Genomic DNA, 18098 nt, shown 5'->3' with positions numbered 1-18098 from the left:
GTCGTCGCCGTCGGGGCATCCCCGGTCGGGTGCAACCACGGGGCTACGTTCACCGTCGTCGGCGGCGCGTGCGCACCGGCGTGACGGAACGGTCAGCGAGGGCGAACGAGCGGCATGGGCGCGAGCGACGATCGGACGGCGGCCGATCTCCGACGGGTCGCGGTCGGCGCCGCCGCCGTCGCCCTGTTGGCGACGTGGTGGGTCTCGCACCAGGGTCTGCAGCTGCTGTACGCCGACACCCGCTCGCACCTGACCATCGCCCGTCGCCTCGTCGACGGGCCCAACCGCGGGCTGGTCCAGCTCGGCACGGTCTGGCTGCCACTCCAGCACCTGCTGCTCGCCCCGTTCTCGGCCCTCGACGCCCTCTGGACGAGCGGGTGGGCGGGCGCCCTCGTGGGCGCGGCCTGCCTCGCCGTCGAGGCGGCCGCCCTCTGGCACGTCACCACCGTCCTCAACCGGGACGCCCGCTTCGCCGGGCTGGTCGTGGTCGTCCTCTACGTCACGAACCCCACGATCCTCTTCCTGCACACGTCGGCCTTCGCCGAACCCGTGCTCTACGCCGCGGTTCTGCTCACCGCGGCGGCGCTCGTGCACTGGGCGGTGCGGGAGAAGCCCTACAGCGGCGGTGAGATGGCCCTCTACTGCGGTGGCCCCGCGGCACTGGCCGTGCTCGCCCGCTACGACGGCTGGGCCTTCGCGCTGGTGTGGGCGCTCTGCATCGCGGTGATGTCGTGGCGGCGCTGGGGCTCCCGCCGCTACGCGGGGAAGATGACGCTTTGCTTCGCGGCGCCGCCGCTCGGCGCGGCGCTGTGGTGGCTGTGGTTCAACTGGGTGAACTTCGGCGACCCGCTCGAGTTCCAGCGGGGGCGCTACAGCGCCCAGGCCCAGCAGCAGGTGCTGGCCGACCAGGGACTGCTCCCCGACCAGGGCGACCTGCCCGCCTCGGTCGGGACCTTCCTCCGCAGCGCCTGGATCGCCCTCGGCTGGGTCACCCTGGTGGGCGCTCTCGCCGGACTCGTGGTGCTGGCGATCCGGGCCCGGCGCCGTGACGAGCGGGCCCGGCCGCCGGGGCGGGTCCTGGCCCTCGTGCTGGTCCTCACCGCCACCCCCGTGGTGTTCTACGTGTGGTCCCTCTTCACCGGCCAGGTCGCGCTCCGGTTCGGCGACGCGGCCGGTGAGTCGATCTTCAACCTGCGCTACGGCGCCGCGGTGTTCCCGGGCCTCGCCGTCCTCGCCGCCACCGCCCTCGCCGCGGTCGGTGGCGCCGTCTGGTGGCGGCGGGTGGTCGCCCTCGGGCTCGCGGCGGCCCCGTTCGTGGCGCTCGCCGTCGTGCCGGGCTGGCGCGAGGTCGGCGTCGTCGAGGAGGCCCTCGAACAGCGCCAGGCCGGCGACGACCAGTGGGCGGCGGCCGAGTGGCTCGAGCGAGACCTCGGTGGCGGACGGGTGCTCGTCGACGACTCGGTGAACCCGATGCTGCCGGTGATCGGCGCCGGCCTCGACGACGTGGTGGCGCCGTTCAGCCGCGACTGGGACGAGACCCTGCGCGACCCCGGCGGCGTGACCCACGTGTTCGTGGACCAGGGCAATCCCGACGACCAGGTCGGCCAGGCCCTCGCTGCAGACCCGGACCTGCTCGACGGGTTCGACGTCGCCGCCGAGTTCGGGCCCGTCGTGATCTACCGATCTCAGGACGCACCGTGACCAGCACCCCCGCCGGCACCCCCGCCGGCGGCCCCGTGGGCGCGCCGACCACCGCGGCGGTCACCCCCGGCTCCCGCCGGGACCAACAGGCCCGCGTGGCCGAGCGTGCCGGCCTCGACCTCGTCGACCTCCTGGCCGAACCACCCGAGCCGACGCTGTTCGCCGGCCTCGACCACCACCTGCTCGTCGCCGAGCAGTGGGTGCCCTGGCGTCGCCTCGACGCCGACCGGGACGGAGCCGGAGGAGCGATCGCCATCGCGTCGGTTGCACCGCTCGGCGACGACCGCCTGGCCGAGGTCGCCCGGCGCCTCGACGCCCCGTCGGTCACCAACCTCATCACCACCGACTGGGACATCGAGCACGTGGTCCTCGAGGAGTACCGGGCCCGGATCGTGGCCGAGGCCACCGACGGCCTGGCCGAGCACCAGGGCGAGCTCTCGGCCGCCCACCCCTGGCGCTCCCGCCAGCTCATCGGCATCGGGCTCATCGTGGTCGTGACCCTCGGCGCCCTGCTCCTGTGGCCCAACGGGACGGCCATCGTGGCCCTGACCGCGACCAACCTCGTCTTCCTCGCCGCGGCCATGTTCAAGGTGGTGGTCGCCCTGTGTGCTCCCCGCCACCGCCGAGGCGACGAGACGCCGACCGCCCCCCGGATCCCCGACGAGGATCTCCCCCTCTACACCCTGCTCGTCCCCGCCTACCGCGAGGCGGGAATCACCCAGCAGCTCATCGACAACCTGGGCGGCATCGACTACCCCACCGAGAAGCTCCAGATCCTGCTCCTGCTCGAAGAGGACGACCAGGACACGATCGACGCCTTCCGGGCCACGGCGGCGCCCGACGGTGTGCACATGATCCTGGTCCCCACCAGCTCGCCCCGGACCAAGCCCAAGGCCTGCAACGTGGGCCTCGACTTCGCCCGCGGCGAGTTCCTGGCCATCTACGACGCCGAGGACGTCCCCCACCTCCAACAGCTCCGGGACGTCGTCGCCCAGTTCCGGGCGAGCGGCGACGAGGTCGCCTGCATCCAGTGCCGGCTCAACTACCACAACGCCGAGGAGAACCTCCTGACCCGGATGTTCACCCTGGAGTACTCGTTCTGGTTCACCTACATGCTGCGGGGCCTCGACCGGCTGCACCTCCCGATCCCCCTCGGCGGATCGTCCAACCACTTCCGCACCGAGGTCCTCCGCGAGCTCGGCGGCTGGGACCCGCACAACGTCACCGAGGACGCCGACCTCGGGCTGCGGGCGACCGCCCTCGGCTACAAGGTGGCGGCCAACCCCTCCACCACCATGGAGGAGGCGTGCAGCAGGACGGGGCCGTGGATCCGCCAGCGCACCCGGTGGATCAAGGGCTACATGGTCACCTACCTCGTGCATTCACGCCACCCGGTCCGCTTCACCCGGGCCACGGGCCTGCGGGGCACCCTGTGCCTCCTCCTGCTGGTCCTCGGCACGCCGGCGCTCTACCTGGCCAGCTCGGTCGTCTGGGCCTTCTGGCTGTTCACGTTCCTCGGCGGCAGCGTGAGCTGGCTGCACATCCCGCCGACGCTCCAGACGCTCAACCTGGTGGCCTTCGCGCTCGGGTTCGGCTCGATGATCGCGGTGCACGCCATCGCCGGTCGCCAGCGCCAGCGGGGCCTCGCCGTGTACGCCCTGCTCCTGCCCCTGTACTGGCTGCTGCACTCGTACGCCTCGTGGCGGGCCATCTGGCACCTCGTGGCCAAGCCCGACCTCTGGGAGAAGACCCCCCACGGCCTCGTCGCCGCGGCGCCGGGTCAGAGGAGCTCGGCCAGCTCCCGATAGGGCGCCAGCCGGTCGTCGTCGGGATCGAGGTCGGTGACGAGCACGTCGATCTGCTCCCACTGCAGCCCCACGGCCACTGCCTGACGCCCCAGCTTGCTGGCGTCGACGGCGACGATCACCCGCTCGGCGCCGGCCGCGATCGCCCGCTTGACCTCGGCCTCTTCGAGCGTCGACTCGAGCGCGCCGCGGTCCGGAGAGACGGCGGCGGCGGAGGCGAAGAACGCCTGGACCGACATCTGCGAGGCGGTCCGGAACGCGAGCGGGCCGACGAGGCTGCCGGTCCGCGGCTCGAGGCGGCCGCCGGTGAGCAGGGGCTCGACCCCCGGGAGGCCGTTGAGCGCGCCGAAGGTGTCGAGCCCGTTCGTGAGGACGGTGAGGTCCCGCGCGTCACCCAGCAGGGCGGCGAGGCGCATCACGGTGGACGACGCGTCGAAGGCGACGGCGCCCCGGGTGGGCACCAGTGGGGCGAGCTTCGCGGCGATCCTGCCCTTGGCCTTGGCGTTGGTCTGCGTGCGCTCGGCGAAGGGCTCGGGCCCCAGGGCTCGAGCGCCGCCCCGGACGCGGCGGGCGGTGCCGCGCTCCTCGAGCTCCTCGAGGTCCCGCCGGATCGTCATCTCACTCACGCCGAGCGCCTCAGCTGCGGCCGTGATGGTGACCGCCCCGTCGGCGGTGAGCCGGTCGGCGATCCATGCGAGTCGGTCCTCCGCCGCCAACGTGCCACTCACCGTCGCCATCGGGCCTCCCTTCGAGCATCCCTTGACCGGCTCTGTTCGATCATGTGAGTATTCCAAAGATAGAACACGGGGCAAGCCTCGTCGAGGACCTCGGGAGGGACATGGCCACCTTCGCAGACATCAGCGCCGACCTGGAGCATCAGGCCATCGAGCTGCCGTCGTGGGCCTTCGGGAACTCAGGCACCCGGTTCAAGGTGTTCGCCCAGGCGGGGGTGCCCCGCGACCCGTACGAGAAGGTCGCCGACGCCGCTGAGGTCCACCGCCACACCGGCCTGGCCCCGTCGGTCGCGCTGCACATCCCGTGGGACCGCGTGGACGACTACGACGACCTGGCCCGGCACGCCGCCGACCGCGGCGTGCGCCTCGGCACCATCAACACGAACACGTTCCAGGACGACGACTACAAGCTCGGGTCGCTCTGCCACGCCGACGAGAGGGTGCGGGCCAAGGCCCTCGCCCACTGCCTCGAGTGCGTGGACATCATGGACGTGACCGGCTCGCGCGACCTGAAGGTCTGGCTGCCGGACGGGCTGAACTACCCGGGCCAGGGCGACCTGCGGGACCGCCAGGACCGCCTGGCCGACTCGCTGGCCCGGGTCTACGAGCGCCTCGGGGACGACCAGCGCCTCGTCCTCGAGTACAAGCTCTTCGAGCCCGCCTTCTACGCCACCGACGTGCCCGACTGGGGCACCGCCTACGTGCAGTGCCTGGCCCTGGGCGAGCGGGCGGTGGTGTGCCTGGACACCGGTCACCACGCACCCAGCACGAACATCGAGTTCATCGTGATGCAGCTGCTGCGCCTCGGTCGGCTGGGGGCGTTCGACTTCAACTCCCGCTTCTACGCCGATGACGACCTGATCGTCGGGGCCGCCGACCCCTTCCAGCTCTTCCGCATCCTGTTCGAGGTGGTGCGCGGCGGCGGCTACGACGTGGACAGCGAGGTGAGCTTCATGCTCGACCAGTGCCACAACATCGAGGCCAAGATCCCGGGCCAGATCCGCTCCGTGCTGAACGTCCAGGAGATGACCGCCCGGGCCCTGCTCGTGGACCGGTCGGCACTCGCCGACGCGGAGTCGGCCGGCGACGTGCTGGCGGGGAACGAGGTCCTGATGGACGCGTTCTACACCGACGTGCGCGGCGACCTCGCCGAGTGGCGCTCCGGTCGGGGGCTGCCCGCCGACCCGATGGCCGCCTACGCGGCCTCGGGGTACGCCGAGCGGATCGCGGCCGAGCGGGTCGGCGGCGCCCAGGCCGGCTGGGGGGCGTGAGCACCGTGGCGCACCCCCAGGTCGAGGCGCTCCTCGCCCGGTCGAACCGGCTCGGCGCCGACCCGACCACGACCAACTACGCCGGCGGCAACACCTCGGCCAAGGGCGTCGACCGCGACCCCGCCACGGGCGCCGACGTCGAGTTGCTCTGGGTGAAGGGCTCCGGCGGCGACCTCGGCACCCTCACCGAGGACGGCCTCGCGGTCCTGCGCCTCGACCGCATGCGCGCCCTCGTCGACGTGTACCGGGGTGAGGAGCACGAGGACGAGATGGTGGCGGCGTTCGACTTCTGCTGCCACGGCAAGGGCGGCGCGGCGCCGTCCATCGACACGGCCATGCATGGGCTGGTCACCGCCGCCCATGTCGACCACCTGCACCCCGACGCCGGCATCGCCATCGCCACGGCGGCCGACGGGGAGCAGCTCACCAAGGAGATCTACGGCGACCGGGTCGTGTGGGTGCCGTGGCGCCGGCCGGGCTTCCAGCTCGGGCTCGACATCGCCGCCGTGCACGACGCCCACCCGGAGGCGATCGGCGTGATCCTCGGCGGGCACGGCATCACCGCCTGGGGGGCGACCAGCGACGAGGCCGAGGCCAACAGCCGGTGGATCATCGACACCGCCCAGGCCCACCTCGACGCGCACGGCGACGCCGAGCCGTTCGGGCCCGTCGTGACCGTGCGCGCTCCGCGGTCGCCCGAGCACCGCCGGGCCGAGGCGGCCCGGCTGGCGCCGCGCCTCCGCGCGATCGCCTCGCGCGACCAGCGGGTGGTCGGGCACTTCACCGACACCGACGTGGTCCTCGACTTCCTGTCACGCGAGAAGCTCGACGGGCTGGTCGCCCTCGGCACCTCCTGCCCCGACCACTTCCTGCGCACGAAGATCAAGCCGCTCGTGGTCCCCGCCGGCAGCACCGAGGACGAGCTCGTCGCCCTCCACGAGCGGTACCGGGCGGAGTACACCGCCTACTACGAGCACCACGCCGCCCCCGACTCGCCGGCGATGCGGGGCGCGGACCCCTCGATCATCCTGGTGCCGGGCGTCGGCATGTTCTCGTACGGCGCCAACAAGCAGACCGCCCGCGTCGCCGGCGAGTTCTACGTCAACGCCATCAACGTGATGCGGGGCGCCGAGTCGGTATCCACCTACACCCCGATCAGCGAGGCCGAGAAGTTCCGCATCGAGTACTGGGCCCTCGAGGAGGCCAAGCTCCGGCGCCTGCCGAAGCCGAAGCGCCACGCCGGCCGGATCGCGCTCGTCACCGGTGCGGCCAGCGGCATCGGCCGGGCCATCGCCGCCCGCCTCGCCGCCGACGGTGCGTGCGTCGTCATCGCCGACCTCGACGCCGACCAGGCCGCGGCGGTGGCCGCCGAGCTCGGCTCGACCGACGTGGCCGTCGGGGTCGCCGTGGACGTGACCGACGCCGACGCCGTGCGGGCGGCGGTCGACGCCACCGTCCTGGCCTTCGGTGGTGTCGACCTGGTGGTCAACAACGCCGGCCTGTCCGTCTCCAAGCCGCTGCTCGAGACCACCGAGGCCGACTGGGACCGCCAGCACGACGTGATGGCCAAGGGCAGCTTCCTGGTGGCGCAGGCCGCCGCCCGGGCGATGGTCGACCAGGGACTCGGCGGCGACATCGTCTACATCGCCTCCAAGAACGCGATCTTCGCCGGCCCGAACAACATCGCCTACAGCGCCACCAAGGCGGACCAGGCCCACCAGGTGCGCCTCCTCGCCGCCGAGCTGGGCGAGCACGGCATCCGGGTCAACGGCATCAACCCCGACGGCGTGGTGCAGGGCAGCGGCATCTTCGCCAGCGGCTGGGGGGCCCAGCGGGCTGCGGTCTACGGGGTGCCCGAGGACGAGCTCGGCGCCTTCTACGCCCAGCGCACGATCCTCAAGCGCGAGGTGCTGCCCGAGCACGTGGCCAGCGCCGTCACGGCGATCTGCTCCGACGAGTTCAGCCACACCACCGGCCTGCTGATTCCGGTCGACGCCGGCGTCGCCGCCGCCTTCCTCCGCTGACGATCGTGCCGGCGGTCACGATGGCGCCCGGGTCCTGCTTCCGGCGAAACGCTGACGCCGTCCACGCCGTCACCGTGGTCCCGGATCGGGGGCTCCCGCGGCCGAGGTTCGTCGGCGGCGGCTCGATTCGCTCGGTGCTGGGCGGAGGAGCGGCTCTTGAAGGGGTCGTGGCGCCGGTCGGCGGCAGCTCGGCCCGCTTGCGGCCAAGCGGAAGAGCTGCTTTCGAAGGCGACGTGGCGCCAGTCGGCGGCAGCCCTGCGCCCTCGGCCCCGACCGACGACAGCCAGGCGCACCCGGCGCCGGTCGGCGGCAACCCCGCGCGCTCGGTTGCGGGCCGAACAGCTGCTCTTCAAGGGGTCGTTGAACCGATCGGCGGCCGGGTTCGCCCCTTCACCACGCACGGTGGTCACCCATCGGGCCGCACTCTCGTTCTTTGTCCACTTGACGGCGCCGGCGCATGGCGCGGTCAACCCGTCAAAGAACAGGTCGGCGGTGGTCGCCCGGCCCTGTCGCGGCGGCCTTCGGTCACGGAACGTGGCCACGGGGGTCGAGGTCGACCGGCTGCGTGCTGCGCTCCCTCGAAAGCGCCTTTGTCTGTTCTTCGCGCCCCCGCACTGGTCCCGGCGTGAGCGAGATCTGCGTCCTCGCCGCGGTCGACCTCGGGGCGTCGGGCGGACGGGTCATGGCCGGGACCGTGCACGAGGACGGTCGGATCGAGCTGGAGGCGCGGCACCGCTTCCCCAACGGGGTGGTCGAGCGGGACGGGCACCTGCGTTGGGACATCCGCCGCCTCCACGCCGAGGTGCAGGCCGGGCTCGCCCTGGTCCCCGAGGCGGCGTCGATCGGCATCGACACCTGGGCGGTCGACTACGGGCTGCTCGACGCCGACGGCGAGCTCCTCGCCGACCCGGTCGCCTACCGGGACGACCGCACCGCCGACGTCATCGACGACGTCCACCGCCGCATCCCGCCCGACGAGCTCTTCGCCGTCAACGGACTCCAGTTCCTGCCCTTCAACACGATCTACCAGCTTGCCGCCGAGCAGCGCGGACCCCTCTGGGGTCGGGCCGCCCACCTGCTCCTGATCCCCGACCTGCTCGCCTACTGGCTGACCGGCGACCTCGGCACCGAGGTCACGAACGCCTCGACCACCGGGCTGCTCCACGCCCGCGCTCGCGACTGGTCGGCCGAGCTCCTGGACCGGATGGGGGTCCCGGCCTCGCTGCTCCCCCCGCTGCAGCCACCCGGGGCGCGGCGGGGCACGACGGCGGACGGCACGCCGGTGGTCACCGTCGGCTCGCACGACACCGCCTCCGCGGTCGTCGGCGTGCCAGCCACCACCGACCGCTTCGCGTACATCGCCAGCGGCACGTGGTCGCTCGTCGGCCTCGAGCTCGACCAGCCGGTGCTCACCGAGGCGGCCCGGGCGGCCAACTTCACGAACGAGGCCGGGGTGGACGGGCGCACGCGGTTCCTGCGCAACGTGGGTGGGCTCTGGCTGCTCCAGGAGTGCCTCCGGGAGTGGCCCCGCGACGACCTCGACGCGCTGCTGGCCGCCGCCGCCGCCCTCCCCGCCGGCGGGCCCCGCATCGACGTCGACGACCCCGCCTTCATCCCCCCGGGCGGCATGCCGGAGCGCATCGCCACCGCCGTGGGCGGCGCCGACCTCGACCCGCCGCAGACCGTCCGCTGCATCCTCGACTCGCTGGCCGACGGCTACGCCCGCACCCTCGAGGACGCCGTCCGCATCGCCGGGCGCGAGATCGACGTCGTCCACGTCGTCGGCGGCGGCGCTCAGAACGAGCTGCTCTGCCGACTCACCGCGGAGGCCACCGGCCGCCCGGTGATCGCGGGCCCCGTCGAGGCCACCGCCCTCGGCAACGTCGTCGTCCAGGCCCGCGCCGCCGGCGCCCTGCCCGCGGGCCTCGACGACATCCGGGCCCAGATCGCCGCCTCCACCCCGCTCCGGCGGTACGACCCGTCGTGAGGACGATCGAGACCCTGCGCTCGGTGATCCGCTTCAAGCGGGTCGAGACCGACCGGCTCGAGCGCCGCCTGGCCAGGGCGGCGTCGGTGGCCGACCTGCGCCGCATCGCCCGGCGGCGCCTGCCGGGTGGGGTGTTCGACTACATCGACGGCGGCGCCGAGGACGAACACACCATGGCCGCCAACCAGCAGGCGTTCGCCGACGTGGCCTTCCGGCCCCGGGTCCTCCGGGGCATCGAGCGGGTCGACCCGGCCGCCACGATCCTCGGTCGTGACGCGGCACTGCCGCTGGTCCTCGCCCCCACCGGGTTCACCCGCATCGCCGACCCCGACGGCGAGCTCGCCGTCGCCCGCGCCGCGGAACGCGCCGGCGTCCCGTACACGCTGTCCACGCTCAGCACCCGCTCCATCGAGGAGGTGCGGGCCGTGAGCGACGGGCGGCTCTGGTTCCAGGTCTACGCCTGGCGCGACCGCGGCCTCGTGCAGGAGATGGTCGAGCGGGCCGCCGCCGCCCGCTACGAGGCGCTGGTGCTCACGGTGGACACCGCCGTGTTCGGCCGTCGCGAGCGGGACGTCCGCCGAGGGTTCTCCCTGCCCCCGATGATCGGCCCGGGGACCATCCTCGACGGTGCCCGCCACCCCGGCTGGACCCTGGACTTCGTTCGGGGCGAGCCCATCCGCTTCGCCAACGTGGTCGGTCGCGGCGTGGGCGACGGCGCCTCACCCGTCACGCTCTCCGACTACATCAACGCCCAGTTCGACCCCACCCTCTCGTGGGAGGACATCGACTGGCTCCGCACGATCTGGGACGGGCCCATCGTGGTCAAGGGCATCCAGGGCGTCGAGGACGCGGTCCTCGCCGCCGAGCGGGGCGTCGACGCGGTCGCCCTCTCCAACCACGGCGGACGACAGCTCGACGGAGCGCCCGCCACCTTCCCCCTCGTCGCTCCCGTGGCCGACGCCGTCGGCAACCGCACCGAGGTGATCTGTGACGGCGGTGTCCGCCGTGGGAGCGACATCGTCAAGGCCGTCGCCGCCGGCGCCACCGCGGCCATGGCCGGCCGGGCCTACCTCTACGGCCTCGGCGCGGCCGGCGAACGCGGCGTCGACCGCGTCCTCGAGTGGTTCCACGCCGACGTGGTCCGCACCATGAGCCTGCTCGGCGCCGCCACGGTGGACGATCTCGACGCCCAGCTGCTGACGGTCAGCGCGGCGGCGGGCTGAAGTCCCGGTTCGGGTTCGGCGGGGGCGCGGTGAAGTCCGGGCCCGGCTGCCACCCGGACTCGACCACGTCCTCCATGGCGTGGACCATGTTGAGCAGGTCCTCCTCGTAGTCGAAGAGGCCGTCGCCGGCGTACCGGATGGTCGACACCGCCGACTGCTCGTAGGGCCGTCCGTCGGGTCGCGTGCCCGGGAGCACCTGGCGCCACTTCACCATGATCCAGTCGCCATTGACGGCACTGAAGTCGACGGGAAAGGTGAAGTCGACGCCGGGCATCGCCTCCCGGAACATCTGCGCGATGGCGTCGCGGCCCTCGACCCGCCCCCAGGCGCAGTCGACGAACACGGCGTTCTCGGTGAACATCTCGGCGAACTCGGCCCAGTCGCCCTCGCCGCGGTCGAGTCGCTCGCGCACCGCGAGGTAGTGCTCGAGCGCGGCCTGGACCTCGGCGGCGCGACCTGTCTGGTCGGGCTGGTCGGGCTGGTCGACTGCGGTCATGGGGTGCTCCTCTTGGAGTCGGGCCGGCGGGGTGTGCCCCGCTGGCGGGTGGTCAGCAGCCCGGCGGCCAGCCAGGCGTCGAGTGCGGTCTCGAGGGTCTCGGCGATCGGTCGGTACGTGACGCCGAGCCCGGTGCGGGCGTTGTCCTCGGTGCCCTGCCACTCGGTGATGAGGGTCATCGCCTCCTCGGTGAGGGCCGGCTCCATGGGGAGCCGGGCGGCGAGCCGGTCCACGGCCCGGCCCATGCCGCGGAGGGCCGCCGGCGGCAGCGGCGCGATCGGGTAACGACGCCCGGTCAGCGCGCCCACCTCGCGCTGTAGGTCGACCATCCTCAGCCGGGTCCCTCCGCACATCACCCGCTGCTCGGGGGTCGCCATGCCGGCCAGCAGCCGTCGGTGGATCTCGGCGACGTCACGGACGTCGATGACCGACAGCGAGGCATGCCGGGTGGGCAGCAAGCCACCGGCGACGAAGCGGGCCATGCCGCGCGACGTCTCCCCCAATGCCTCGCCGGCGGCGGGGCCGACGATCCCCGCGGGGTAGGTGATGTGCAGCGGCGCGCCTCTCGCTTGGAGCTCTCGGGCCACGTGCTCGGCGGCCGCCTTGGAGGCGGCGTAGCCGACGCTCTCCGCGACCGGCGCGTCGATCCGCAACGGGCCGGCACCCGGCGCCAGGGCGCTGGTGCTCGAGACGTGCACGATCGGGGCCAGCCCGAGCTCGGCGGCTTCGCGGAGGACGTGCTCGGCGCCGGCCTGGTTGACCGCGAGCGACTCGGCGGCGTGCTTGCGCTCGACCGACACCGCCCCGGCGGCGTGGAGCACGGCGTCGCAACCGGTGAGCGCCGCCCGGACCGAGGCGGCGTCGGTGATGTCGCCGTCGACCAGCTCGGGATCCGTCACTCCCACGGCGGCGCCGATGCGGCGGGCCTTGTCCCGGCTGCGGACGAGGAGCCGCAGCTCGTGCCCGTCGGCCTGTAACGCCGCCGCGCTGTGGGCCCCGACGAAGCCCGATGCCCCCGTGACGAGCACCTTCACGACGCCGCTTCCCCCTGCGCCCCGACGGTCATGCGGTGCCGACCTCTCGTCGGAGCGCGTCCAACTCGTCGGTGAGGAGCGCCGCGAGCCGATCGAGGTCGGCGCCGGCCGAGGCGGTGCTGTGGATGCCGACCATGAAGTCGTCGCCGTAGCTCCACCCCGTCAGGTTGAGGCCGAGGTGCCCCGACAGCGGGCCGAGCGAGCGCAGCTCGACCACCGGGACACCCATGAGCGAGAACGGCTGCGGCCCGCGGACGCTCGACACGATGACGTTGTACGCCGGACGGCCCTTGCGGGCGGCCACCCACTCCATCGAGCTGACGAGACCGCCGTAGAGGCGGGGGTAGCGCTGGAGGTCCGGCAGGACGCGCGGGTCGACGTCGGTGGCGCCGCGGGTCGCTCCGAGGCTGGCCCCGACCGCTCGGAGGCGGGCCGCCGGACCCTCGATCTCGGAGTGCAGCGCCACGTAGAGCGTCGTCACCGCGTTGCCGTAGTCGTGCCTGCGGTCCGGGAGCGCGGTCGGCACGGTGGCGGTGAGCCCGGCGTCGGGGGTCTCACCACGTTCGACCAGGAGACGCCGGATGGCCCCGCCGGCAACGGTGAGGAAGACCTGGGTGAGGGTGGCGCCGCTCGCGGCTCGGACCGCCTGCAGGTCCGGCAGCGCCAGGGTCGCGAAGGCGCAGGCGCGCGCCGCCTCGGGCGGGCCGTTGAAGGAGGTCATCGGGCCGGCGAACACCTGGGCGGGGCCGTGCTCGGCGTCCGCGACCTGGCGGCGGGAGGCGCCCAGGAAACGACCCACCCGACCAGGCAGCTTCACGAGATCCCCCGCGCCGGCCCGGAGTGCGTCCTGTGCCCGGGACGGCGAGGCGGCACCTTGTGCCGCCGGAGCGACGGGCGCCGCCGACCCGTCGGCGAGTGCCTCCCAGAGCGCGACGCTCGCGGCGCCGTCGGCGAGCAGGTGGTGGACCTGGAACACCAAGGCACTCCGCCCGCCGGCCAGGCCGGTGAGGTGGGTGAGGTGCCACAGCGGCTCGGCGCGGTCGAGCGGCCCCGCGCACAGCGTTGCCAGTGCGGCGCGGAGCTCGGCCTCCCCACCCGGCCCGGGCAGGGCTGCGTGGTTGACGTGGTGGGCGAGGTTCGGCGGACCACCGTCGACCAGCACCGGACGGGCCCAGCGGGGCCCGGCGAGCACCCAGCGCATCGGCGGGAGCCCGGTCAGCCGTTCGGCCGCCCAGGCGTCGACGGCCGCATCGTCCACCGCCCGCTCGAGCAGCGCGACCTTGAGCGTGTGCGTGGGCTGGTCGGGGCGCTCCTGGTGCAGCTGGAAGAGGTCGGGACCGTCGAGCCGGATCATCGGGACCTGCGCAACACGTCCGCGTGCTCCCGATGGACGACACCTCGATGACCCACGTCGCTTCTTCCCCCCGGGGACGGCCCCTTCGGCGTCACCATAACGTTGTTATCGACCGGTCGCCAGGAGCGCTGTCGGCCCGTCAACGGACCCGACCCCTCCGACGAGGGCGGCCGCCGCCGGCCCTCGCCCGAGGGTCGGCGGCAGCGGCCGTGCGCGCTAGCCGTCGGTGGGGGTGGCCTCGGTGTCGCTGACGAACCGGCCGGCGTCGGCGTCGAAGCGCAACAGGTAGATCGGCATGTCGCCGTCGAGCGAGTCGGGCCCGTAGGTCGAGCCCCCACCGTCGCCGGGGAGGTCGACCTCGCCGAGGTCGTAGCCGGCCTGGCCGAAGGTGCCGTTGTTGAGGTCATCGCCGGCGGCGGTGGCGATCGCCTCGAAAAGGCCGAGCTGGAGGCACGCCGCGAAGACCGAGACATAGGGCTCGGGATCGCCGGCCTCGATGTCGGCGGGGTCGGGCAGCGTCGTCCCGGTCGCTTCCTCCACGAGGCCGGCGCACTCCTGCATGTCCTGCTCGTCGGCCTGGACGCCCGACGTCGCGTAGCCGCCGGTGATTGCGTCGGCGATGACGGTCTCGTCGAAGCCGGCCTCGCCACCGACGTACGTGGCGAGCGACTCGAACCCGGTCCCGACCAGGCGCGGGCGGTAGTCCGTCACCTCGAAGCCCTGCGCGGTCGGCAGGCCGGCGTTGCCGACCGTGACGACGGTGTCGATGCCCGCAGCGTCGAAGCGCTCCGCGATGACGCCCACCTGCTGTTGCGCGGCGGCCTGGTCGTCGGCGGGCGCGTCGATCACCGCCGTGTCCGCGACGGTCACCCCGGCATCCTCCAACGCGGGCACGGTCACGTCGTCCATGGTCGCCTGGTCCTCGGGGATGGCGACGACGCCGACGGTGGCGTCGTCGAACACCCCGTCGGCGGCGAACGCGTCGATCAGCGTCGTGTTCACCCGCTCCTGGCTGGCCACGACGCTGAACCAGGGGGCCTTGGCGTCGGCGAGGCGGGCGTCGGTGATGGGACCGCTGTTGATGAGCGGGGTGTCGTGCTGTGCGTTCACGTAGCAGAGCGGCGCGTCGTCGATGGCGAATCCGACGACGGCGAAGACCTGCTCGTCCTCGGTCAGCTTGGTGCAGGCCTCGTCGGCGGGCGCGGTGCCGACGGGCAGGACAGGCGCGAACACCGGGTCGATCTGGCGCCCGTTGATGCCACCGCCGGCGTTGATGTCGTCGATGATCGCGGTGTACGCGGCCTCGTAGTCGCCGTGGTCGATGTCGATGACGTCACCGAGGGAGGCCAGGTCGACGTAGGGGATGCCGACCTTGATGCTGTCGGCGGTCACCCCCGTCGAGCGGTCGTCGGGCGGGAACGTGGCCGTCGCCGCAGTGGTGGCGGTGCTGTCCGAGCCGGACCCCGCCGTGGTGGTCGTGGCGGCGTCGTCGTCGCTGCCGCCGACCGAGCAGGCGCCGGCCAGCAGCACGCCGGCGAGGACGAGGACGAGGTACTTGCGCATGGGACTCCCGATCTGGTGGACGGTGTGGTTGACGTGCTGCATCAGGTGCTGAGGTCGTGGACGGAGGAGGTCGAGGGGGCCGCGGCGCCGCTGCGGGCGATGGCGCGCTCGTCGGTCCCGAGGTAGCTGGCGATCACCGCCGGGTCCTCGCGGACGGCGGCGGGCGGGCCCTCGGCGATGACCCGGCCCGCCTCCATGCAGTAGACGCGGTCGCTGATGCCCATGATCAGGGGCATGTCGTGCTCGATGAGGAGCACGGAGGCGCCGAGCTCGGCCCGGATCTCCCCGATGACCTGGCCGAAGGCCTCGGTCTCGCGCTGGGCCACGCCCGCGGTGGGCTCGTCGAGGCAGAGCAGCCGGGCATCGAGGGCGAGCAGGCCGGCGAGCTCGACGATGCGGCGCGTGCCGGTGGACAGGTCCGCCACGTAGCGATCCGCGTAACGGCCGAGCCCGAGGAAGTCGATGAGCTCGGCCGCCTCGACACGCGCGGTGCGCTCGCGGCGGCGGGCCGCGGGCAGCGCGAGGGCGGCGCCCAGCAGTCGGGAGCGGCCCCGCGCTTCCAGCGCGACGAGCACCACGTCCCGCACGGTCAGCTCGGGGAAGAGGGTGGCCGACTGGAAGGTGCGCCCGAGCCCCAGCGACGCCCGCTTGGCGGCGCTGAGGCGGGACACGTCCCGCCCGAGGATCTCCACCCGGCCGGTGCTGGGGACGAAACCACCGATCGCGTTCATCAAGGTGGACTTGCCGGCGCCGTTCGTGCCGATGAGGCCGACGACCTCGCCTTCGCGCACCTCGATCGAGGCGCCGTCCACCGCGGCGATCCCACCGAACCGGACGCGCACGTCCGTGGCCGCGAGGGGCCCGACGGCGGGCGTGTCCCCGGCCGGCGGCCGCGCGCGCTCCCGGTGGAGGCTCGGTCGGGCGGGGGTCGACTTCGGCGGCGGGGCCGGGACCCGCTGCTCGACCCACGCCAGCAGGGCACGACGGGTCGAGTAGCCGATCTGAGCGAGCCCACCCGGGAAGTAGAGGAGCAGGACGAGCAGTCCCACGCTGGAGGTCACGAGGGGGACGAGCTCCTGCTGCGGGAAGAAGGCCGGGAGGCCGACGACCCAGATCGCCCCGAGAATCGCGCCGCTCAGAGAGCCCAGCCCGCCGATCACGACCATCGCGACCAGGGCCAGCGAGTCCTCCACCCGGAAGAACCGCTCGGTGAAGGGGACGGCCTGGATGGTGCCGGCGAGCAGGGCGCCGCCGATCCCGGCCAGCCCGCCGGCGATGGCGAAGGCCCGCAGCTTCGTCGAGGCGGCCGGCACGGTGTAGGCGGCGGCGGTGTCCGCATTGTCCCGGACGGCGATGGTGGTGCGTCCGATGCCGCTGCGCCGCAGTCGGCCCAGCACGGCGAGGGCGAGGGCCAGCACCGCCAGCACGACGTAGTAGTAGGTGCGCTGCGAGGCCAGGTCGAGGCCGAGGAGGTCGCCACGGGGGAAGGCGACGGTCGAGCCGCCCTCGCCGACGAAGAGCGGCCGGCGGTAGAGGTACTGCTGGGCGGCCAGCCCGAACGCGAACGTGGTCACGGCGAGCAGCAGGCCGCGGACCCGGAGCGCGCCGGCGCCGATGGCCACGGCCAGCACCGCGGTGACGAGGCCGGCGATCACGATCGAGAGCGCGAACGGCATCGCGTAGATCTCGATCACGGTCAGGTCGCCCCAGTGCAGGGCGAGCCCCCTCGTCAGGGCGGCGGCGGTGAGCGCACCGATGCCGGCGAAGGCCATCTGGCCGAGCGAGAGCTGGCCCGCCCAGCCGGTCAGGACGGTCAACGACGTCGCGCACAGGGCGAAGGCCAGGACCGTCGTGTAGAGCAGGTGCCGAGAGGGGGCGGTCACCACGAGGGGCAGCGCGACGGCCGCGACGCCGGCCGCGACGAGGAAGAGCCGGTCGAGGTGGCGGACCCACCAGAGGCCGCGCAGGTGCTCGGGCACCGGCGCGACCCGGGGGGTGAACGAGAACACCGAGCGATCGGGCTCGCCCTGGCGGCTCTGGAAGAACACCGCCACCAGCACCGCCAGGAACACGAGGAAGTCGATCAGGCCGACCTGGTCCAGGAAGTTGAACGCGAGCAGCGCCTGGACGACGCCGAGGACGACCCCGGCGAGCAGCGCCCGGCGGAACGAGGTCATGCCCGCGATGACGGCCGCGGCCAATGCACGCACGAGCGTGTTCGGGCCCAGGGTGACGAAGTCCGTCACCGAACCGTCGTCCCCCGCGATCAGGATCATCGACACGGTCGCCACCAGGCCGGCGAGGGCCCACACGCCGGTGGAGACGATCTTGGGGTTGATCCCCGAGAGACGCGAGAGATCGGGGTTCGACGCGGCGGCCTTGACCGTCTTGCCGAGCGTGGTCCGGTTCAGGACCCACGTGAGCCCGAGCGCCACCACGGGGACGGCGACGAGGACGGCGAGCTGGGCGCCCGTCACCCGGATCTGGGCGATCTCGCGATCGGAACCGATGGCCAACGGGAACCGGGCGCGGCGGTCCTCGATGTCGGGGAAGGCGGTGACGACGGCGAGGGCGAGCTGCGCGATGCCGATGGTCGCTACGAGCACGATGACGCGGGGCGCGTCGAAGAGCCGACGGATGACGGCGAGTTCGACCGCCGCAGCGAAGGCGGTGCCGATGAGCAGGGCCAGACCGAGGGCGATCCAGAACGGGAACCGGTACTGGACCACCATGAGCGCGAACAGCGCGGCACCGACGAGACCGAGGTTGCCGACCGCGAAGTTGATGACCCGCGTGGCCCGATAGACCAGCACGATGCCCATGGCCAGGAGGCCGTAGACCAGCCCGTCCACGAACCCGTCGAAGAGCAGCTGGCGGGTGAACCAGCCCGCCGCGGCCAGGACCAC

12 protein-coding genes are annotated in these 18098 nt (G+C 73.2%); 6 read left to right on the top strand and 6 right to left on the bottom strand.

Annotation, left to right across the window (positions count from 1 at the left end):
• Positions 1-114: 114 nt before the first annotated feature.
• Positions 115-1701 (top strand): hypothetical protein, encoded by a 1587-nt coding sequence (locus JNK12_12805; GenBank protein ID MBL8776812.1) that lies wholly within the window; start codon positions 115-117, stop codon positions 1699-1701.
• Complete coding sequence (locus tag JNK12_12800) at positions 1698-3509, top strand: glycosyltransferase (protein ID MBL8776811.1); 1812 nt, start codon at positions 1698-1700, stop codon at positions 3507-3509. Before JNK12_12805 ends, JNK12_12800 begins: the two co-directional genes overlap by 4 nt.
• Here JNK12_12800 and JNK12_12795 read toward each other — a convergent pair.
• Positions 3482-4243 (bottom strand): DeoR/GlpR transcriptional regulator, encoded by a 762-nt coding sequence (locus tag JNK12_12795; GenBank protein ID MBL8776810.1) that lies wholly within the window; start codon positions 4241-4243, stop codon positions 3482-3484. The genes JNK12_12800 and JNK12_12795 overlap by 28 nt on opposite strands.
• Positions 4244-4344: 101 nt before the next feature.
• On the opposite strand from JNK12_12795, the gene rhaI reads away from it, so the two are divergent.
• From rhaI to JNK12_12775, 4 genes are all read left to right on the top strand, one after another.
• Positions 4345-5511, top strand: coding sequence for an L-rhamnose isomerase (rhaI, locus tag JNK12_12790; protein MBL8776809.1), 1167 nt, complete (start codon positions 4345-4347; stop codon positions 5509-5511).
• Positions 5508-7535 (top strand): bifunctional aldolase/short-chain dehydrogenase, encoded by a 2028-nt coding sequence (locus JNK12_12785; GenBank protein ID MBL8776808.1) that lies wholly within the window; start codon positions 5508-5510, stop codon positions 7533-7535. Before rhaI ends, JNK12_12785 begins: the two co-directional genes overlap by 4 nt.
• 457 nt (positions 7536-7992) lie before the next feature.
• Positions 7993-9522 (top strand): rhamnulokinase, encoded by a 1530-nt coding sequence (locus JNK12_12780; GenBank protein ID MBL8776807.1) that lies wholly within the window; start codon positions 7993-7995, stop codon positions 9520-9522.
• Between the two features lie 5 nt (positions 9523-9527).
• Positions 9528-10745, top strand: coding sequence for an alpha-hydroxy-acid oxidizing protein (locus JNK12_12775; GenBank protein MBL8776806.1), 1218 nt, complete (start codon positions 9528-9530; stop codon positions 10743-10745).
• Here JNK12_12775 and JNK12_12770 read toward each other — a convergent pair.
• The 5 genes from JNK12_12770 to JNK12_12750 all read right to left on the bottom strand — a co-directional run bounded on the left by JNK12_12770 (position 10726) and on the right by JNK12_12750 (position 18098).
• Positions 10726-11241 (bottom strand): nuclear transport factor 2 family protein, encoded by a 516-nt coding sequence (locus tag JNK12_12770; protein ID MBL8776805.1) that lies wholly within the window; start codon positions 11239-11241, stop codon positions 10726-10728. The two genes, JNK12_12775 and JNK12_12770, sit on opposite strands and share 20 nt — an antisense overlap.
• Positions 11238-12275 (bottom strand): SDR family NAD(P)-dependent oxidoreductase, encoded by a 1038-nt coding sequence (locus JNK12_12765; protein ID MBL8776804.1) that lies wholly within the window; start codon positions 12273-12275, stop codon positions 11238-11240. The genes JNK12_12770 and JNK12_12765 overlap by 4 nt, the downstream gene beginning before the upstream one ends.
• A 28-nt stretch (positions 12276-12303) precedes the next feature.
• On the bottom strand, positions 12304-13629 hold the full coding sequence (locus JNK12_12760) for a DUF1298 domain-containing protein (protein ID MBL8776803.1): 1326 nt from the start codon (positions 13627-13629) through the stop codon (positions 12304-12306).
• A 216-nt stretch (positions 13630-13845) separates the two neighbouring features.
• Positions 13846-15234, bottom strand: coding sequence for an ABC transporter substrate-binding protein (locus JNK12_12755; protein ID MBL8776802.1), 1389 nt, complete (start codon positions 15232-15234; stop codon positions 13846-13848).
• Entirely contained in the window at positions 15234-18098 is a 2865-nt protein-coding gene (locus tag JNK12_12750) for an ATP-binding cassette domain-containing protein (protein ID MBL8776801.1), read from the bottom strand. Before JNK12_12750 ends, JNK12_12755 begins: the two co-directional genes overlap by 1 nt.

The sequence above is a fragment of the Acidimicrobiales bacterium genome (assembly GCA_016794585.1).
Lineage (GTDB): Bacteria > Actinomycetota > Acidimicrobiia > Acidimicrobiales > DATDAH01 > JAEUJM01.
The sequence above is the reverse complement of the archived record's forward strand: the minus strand, read 5'-3'. Positions and strand labels throughout refer to the sequence as shown.

Coding starts and splice junctions, on each gene's coding strand:
- JNK12_12755 (MBL8776802.1), bottom strand. CDS start 15,234: ATGCAGCACGTCAACCACACCGTCCACCAGATCGGGAGTCCCATGCGC.
- JNK12_12760 (MBL8776803.1), bottom strand. CDS start 13,629: ATGATCCGGCTCGACGGTCCCGACCTCTTCCAGCTGCACCAGGAGCGC.
- JNK12_12780 (MBL8776807.1), top strand. CDS start 7,993: ATGGCGCGGTCAACCCGTCAAAGAACAGGTCGGCGGTGGTCGCCCGGC.
- rhaI (MBL8776809.1), top strand. CDS start 4,345: ATGGCCACCTTCGCAGACATCAGCGCCGACCTGGAGCATCAGGCCATC.
- JNK12_12805 (MBL8776812.1), top strand. CDS start 115: ATGGGCGCGAGCGACGATCGGACGGCGGCCGATCTCCGACGGGTCGCG.
- JNK12_12770 (MBL8776805.1), bottom strand. CDS start 11,241: ATGACCGCAGTCGACCAGCCCGACCAGCCCGACCAGACAGGTCGCGCC.
- JNK12_12795 (MBL8776810.1), bottom strand. CDS start 4,243: ATGGCGACGGTGAGTGGCACGTTGGCGGCGGAGGACCGACTCGCATGG.